The following is a 5,291-nucleotide window of genomic DNA, read 5'->3' as shown; positions in this document are numbered from 1 at the left end:
CACGCCCGCCGGGCCCGCGGCGGCGCTGCCACAGAAGGTGCCCGGCGTCCGGGACGCCACCTCCGTGGCGGCGGTCGGTGGAGCGTTCCTCGCCACCCACTCCGACGGATCCGTGACCGCGTGGGGCGACTCGTTCATCGCGAGCGGGGGCCACCGCGGAGCCGAGCGTCAGCAGCCCACCCCGGGCCCGGTCCCCAAGGTCGAGAACGTGATCGAGGTGGCCGACGGGCAACTCAACGTCCTCGCCCTGCGCTCCGACGGCAGGGTGCAGGGGTGGGGGATCAATCTCACCCAGGTGATCGGCGAGCCGGACGGGACGCTGGTCCGCACGATCCGGGACGTCCCGGGTGCCGTCAGCGTGGCCAACCCGGGAGGGGCCGCCGTCATCGCCACCAGCACCGGAGAGGTGTGCGCGTGGGGCAACAACGTCCACGGACTGCTGGGCGTCGAACCGCGTGGAGGTCAGAGCCCGCGGGCGGTCAGGATCGAGGGGCTGACCGACATCGTCCAGGTGGCCGGCGGAAACGACTTCGCGCTCGCGCGGGATTCCGACGGGCACGTCTGGGCGTGGGGACGCATCGTCTCCGGGATGCTCGGCGACGGGGACGCCGAGGACACCTCCACCGCCTCGCCGCAGCAGGTGGTCGGCGTGCCGCCGATGGAGTGGATCGGCGCCTCAGGTGCCTCGTCGTACGGGATCGACCGGACGGGAAACCTGTGGGCCTGGGGCGGCGGCCTCCGGGCTGCCCCGTACGCCGGCGAGGACCGGCGCCCCTACCGCGTTCCGCTGCCGGGGCCCGCCCAGTCGGTGTCCGGCGGGGTCGTCCTGCTCGGACCGGACGGCTGACCGGCGACCGGGCGGCCGACCGACAGGGCGCCCGGACACGCCTCCGGTCCCGCGTGCCCGCACGGTGCATGAGAGAACACCGGCACCTCGGGTGCCGGTGTTCGTGAGATCAACTCATCCCGGTTCTGGTGCCCCACCGCCGGGCGGCCGAGCACCCCCGGGGGGTGCGATCACGACCGCGGAATGGCGTTCTACTTCCGCGGAATGCTGTTCTTCCGCAGCGCCAGGCGGCTTCCCGCCCAGTCCCCCAGGGCCGCGGTGCGGGTCTGGAGCATCCCGGCGGTCTGGGCCGACTCGGCGATGACCGAGGGCTCCACGTGGCCGTCGTTCCCCGTCTTGGGGGTGAGGACCCACACGGAACCCTCCTCCGCCAACGGGGTCACGACGTCCATGAGCCTGTCCACCAGGTCGCCGTCGCCGTCGCGCCACCAGAGCAGTACCGCGTCGACGATCTCGTCCGTGTCCTCCTCCAGCAGCTCCGACCCGACGGCGTCCTCGACGGCCTCACTGATCGACTCGTCACAGTCGGAATCCCATCCGACCTCCTGAACGAGCATGTCCTTCGTCAGTTCGAGCTGACCAGCAATCTGATCCGCCCCGTCCTGCTGGTTCGCCGCGGCGACCACCGTGGTGTTCCTCCCTCGTATCCGACTTCGTTCGTCTTGGTCTTTCGCTGACCAGGAACACTACCCGCGCACCCTCCCACGGGAAACGACTACCGCCTATTTGGGCGGTCAGAGCGCAGCCCCGTGTCGCGCATCACGCTTTGGGGCACAATCAGAGGAAGTCATGGGCCGACGACGGCCCGTGGCCGGTCGACCTCGCCATCCGCCACACACCCGCGGCGCGTGCGGTCGACCGGACACTGCACCCCGACATGTGTGGTGACCCCACCGGGTCGCCGCTGTACGTATCGCAGAAGTGAGGACGAGACGCATGACCGAGACCGTAGGCACCCGAGATGGTTCCGCACCCACCAACGTGCCGGTCCTCCGGGAGGGGGTCGCGTCCTATCTCGCGGACTCGGACCCCGAGGAGACGCAGGAGTGGATGGACTCCCTCGACGGCATGCTCGCGGAGGCGGGCCCCGAGCGGGCGCGCTACCTCATGCTCAGGCTCCTCGAGCGCGCCTCCAAGCAGCGGGTTCCCCTTCCGGCTCTCACCTCATCGGACTACGTCAACACGATCCCCACCAGCCTCGAACCCGAGTTCCCGGGCGACGAGTCGGTGGAGCGCACCTACCGGCGCTGGATCCGCTGGAACGCGGCCATCATGGTCCACCGCGCCCAGCGGCCCGGCATCGGTGTGGGCGGCCACATCTCCACCTACGCGGGCGCGGCCCCGCTGTACGAGGTCGGCTACAACCACTTCTTCCGCGGCAAGGACCACCCCGGGGGTGGTGACCACATCTTCTTCCAGGGGCACGCCTCACCCGGCATGTACGCACGCGCCTACCTCGAGGGTCGCCTCCGCGAGCACGACCTCGACGGGTTCCGGCAGGAGAAGAGCCACCCCGGACGCTCACTTCCCTCCTACCCCCATCCCCGCTGCCTACCCGAGTTCTGGGAGTTCCCCACGGTGTCGATGGGCCTCGGGCCCATGAACGCCATCTATCAGGCGCGGTTCAACCGCTACCTGCACAACCGCGGGATCAAGGACACCTCCCAGCAGCACGTGTGGGCGTTCCTCGGCGACGGTGAGATGGACGAGGTCGACTCGCGCGGAGCCCTGCAGGTGGCCGCGAACGACGCGCTCGACAACCTGACCTTCGTCATCAACTGCAACCTCCAGCGCCTCGACGGCCCGGTCCGCGGCAACGGGCAGATCGTCCAGGAGCTGGAGTCGTACTTCAGGGGCGCCGGATGGAACGTCATCAAGGTCGTGTGGGGCCGCGAGTGGGACGCGCTGTTCGAGAAGGACACCGAGGGTGCGCTCGTCTCCCTCATGAACTCCGTCTCGGACGGTGATTACCAGACGTTCCGCGCCAATGACGGCGCCTGGATCCGCGAGCACTTCTTCGGCCGTGATCCCCGCACGGCCAAGCTCGTCGAGGACATGACCGACGACGAGATCTGGGCCCTCCGCCGCGGCGGGCACGACTACCGGAAGATCCACGCCGCCTACAAGGCGTCGCTCGAGCACACCGGTCAGCCCACGGTGATCCTCGCGCACACGGTCAAGGGTTTCGGTCTGGGCCAGAACTTCGAGGGCCGCAACGCCGCGCACCAGATGAAGAAGCTGACGCTGGACGACCTCAAGCTGTTCCGCGACAAGCAGCTCATCCCCATCACGGACGAGGAACTGGAGGCCGACCCGACGCTGCCCCCGTACTACAACCCGGGGCCCAACTCGCCGGAGATCCGCTACATGCTCGAGCGGAGGAACGCGCTGGGCGGGCACGTGCCCGAGCGGCGCCAGACCTTCACCCCGCTCTCCGTCCCGGACATCGATTCCCTGGCCTCGCTCCGCAAGGGTTCGGGAAAGCAGTCGGTCGCCACCACGATGGCCCTGGTCCGCACCTGCAAGGAGCTCATGCGGGACGAGTCGCTACGCGATCGTCTGGTCCCGATCATCCCGGACGAGGCGCGGACCTTCGGGATGGACTCGTGGTTCCCGACCCTGAAGATCTACAACCCGCACGGGCAGAACTACACCTCCGTCGACCACGACCTCATGCTCAGCTACAAGGAGTCCAAGACGGGCCAGATCATGCACGAGGGGATCAGCGAGGCCGGGTCGGTGGCCGAGTTCACCGCCGCCGGCACCGCGTATGCGACCCACGGTGAGCCCATGATCCCGCTGTACATCTTCTACTCGATGTTCGGTTTCCAGCGCACCGGAGACGCCATCTGGGCGGCCTCGGACCAGCTCGCCCGCGGGTTCCTGCTCGGCGCCACCGCCGGCCGAACCACCCTCACCGGTGAGGGGCTGCAGCACATGGACGGCCATTCACCGCTTCTCGCCGCCACCAACCCGGGGATCATCTCGTACGACCCCGCATGGGGTTTCGAGCTCGCCCACATCATGCGCGCGGGGATCGAGCGGATGTACGGGCCGGGCGCCGCCCATGAGAACGACACCGACGGGATCGACCGCAACGTGTCGTACTACATCACCCTCTATAACGAGCCCGTCCCGCAGCCGCCGGAGCCCGAGGATCTGGACTCCGACGCCCTGCTCCGGGGGTTGTACCTCTTCCGCAAGGCCGAGAAGGGCGCGCACAAGGCCTCGATCCTCGCCTCGGGTGTCGCGATGTACGCGGCCGCCGAAGCCCAGAAGACCCTGGCCGAGCGGTGGGACGTGGCCGCCGATCTCTGGTCGGCCACCTCGTGGAACGAACTGGCACGGGACGGTTACGAGTGTGAACGCCACGAGCTCCGACACCCGGATCAGCATGCCCGGACCCCGTTCGTCACCGCGTCTCTCGAAGGCAGCGAGGGACCGAAGGTCGCCGTGAGCGATTACCAGAAGGCGGTGCCGGACCAGATCCGCGGATGGGTCCCCGGTGACTTCACCGTCCTGGGCACCGACGGATTCGGGTTCTCCGACACCCGACCGGCTGCGCGTCGCTTCTTCAACACCGACGCCGAATCGATCATCGTCGCGGTCCTCGCCGGGCTGGTCCGCGAGGGCAGCCTCGAGAAGCGCACCCTGCTCGAGGCGGCCCGCCTGTACAAGATCGACGACGTCATGGCGGCGCCCGAGCCCACGACGGATCCCGGGGTGGCGTGACCGAGACGACCGGACCCGCGGCGGGGGCCGGGCCACAGACCGTACAGCCGTCACGGCGCCGATCCGCGAGGGCTCCGGATCAGCGACCGGTCTCGGATGCGCTACTCAAGCGCATCACCCGGTACTCGGGGACGCTGTCGACGGAAGCGGTCCGGTCCCTCGAGGAGGACCTGCCGTTCTTCGCCGGGCTGTCCGCCGATCAACGGGCGGAGATCCAGCTGATCATCCAGAGCGCCGTGCGCGACTTCGTCACCTGGATGCGCAACCCCGAGGCCCCGCACACCGACACGATCGCGGGGTTCAAGCTTCTGCCCAAGGGCCTCGGTCAGGGCCTGTCCCTGCAGGAGACCGTGCAGCTCGTCCGCTCCACGTGCGAGTACTTCGAGCTGGTCATGCCGCGGATCACCCACAACGAGCGCCAGCGCGGGCTCATGATCGCGGCGGTGCTGAAGTTCGGTCGCGAGCTCGGCTTCACCGCTGCCTCGGTGTACGCGGCCGCCGCCGAGCACCGGGGCGCCTGGGACACCCGCATGGAGGCGATGCTGGTCGACGCCGTCGTCCGCGGGGACCGGCACGCCGATCTCGCCTCCGGGGCCTCGGCGCTCAACTGGGATCCGACCACCGCTGCCACCGTCATCGTGGGGCGCCCCAGGGCGGATCTGGGGCTGGCGTCCGTGCCCGCCACGCACAAGGCCGCCGTCGCGGCGGGCAG

General features: G+C 69.4%; 3 protein-coding genes and 1 pseudogene. 3 read left to right on the top strand and 1 reads right to left on the bottom strand.

Annotated elements, in window-relative coordinates; all coding sequences use genetic code 11:
- Nucleotides 1-847 (top strand): RCC1 domain-containing protein (locus G6017_RS11160; protein ID WP_182617370.1); only part of this gene is annotated, 847 nt, incomplete at its 5' end.
- 191 nt (nucleotides 848-1,038) lie between these two features.
- On the opposite strand, the gene G6017_RS11155 is transcribed toward G6017_RS11160, so the two are convergent.
- Entirely contained in the window at nucleotides 1,039-1,473 is a 435-nt protein-coding gene (locus tag G6017_RS11155) for a DUF3052 domain-containing protein (protein WP_182609628.1), read from the bottom strand.
- Between the two features lie 310 nt (nucleotides 1,474-1,783).
- Here G6017_RS11155 and aceE point away from each other — a divergent pair, with 310 nt between their 5' ends.
- Together aceE and G6017_RS11145 are read left to right on the top strand one after the other, a co-directional pair.
- Nucleotides 1,784-4,579 carry a pyruvate dehydrogenase (acetyl-transferring), homodimeric type gene (gene aceE, locus G6017_RS11150; protein WP_179524990.1) on the top strand — a complete coding sequence of 932 codons (2,796 nt, stop codon included), beginning with the start codon at nucleotides 1,784-1,786 and terminating at the stop codon, nucleotides 4,577-4,579.
- Nucleotides 4,576-5,291, top strand: a pseudogene (locus G6017_RS11145) (PucR family transcriptional regulator); the annotation flags it as partial. The gene aceE and the pseudogene G6017_RS11145, both read left to right, overlap by 4 nt.

The sequence above is a fragment of the Dietzia sp. B44 genome (assembly GCF_014145245.1).
GTDB lineage: Bacteria > Actinomycetota > Actinomycetes > Mycobacteriales > Mycobacteriaceae > Dietzia > Dietzia natronolimnaea.
The sequence above is the reverse complement of the archived record's forward strand: the minus strand, read 5'-3'. Positions and strand labels throughout refer to the sequence as shown.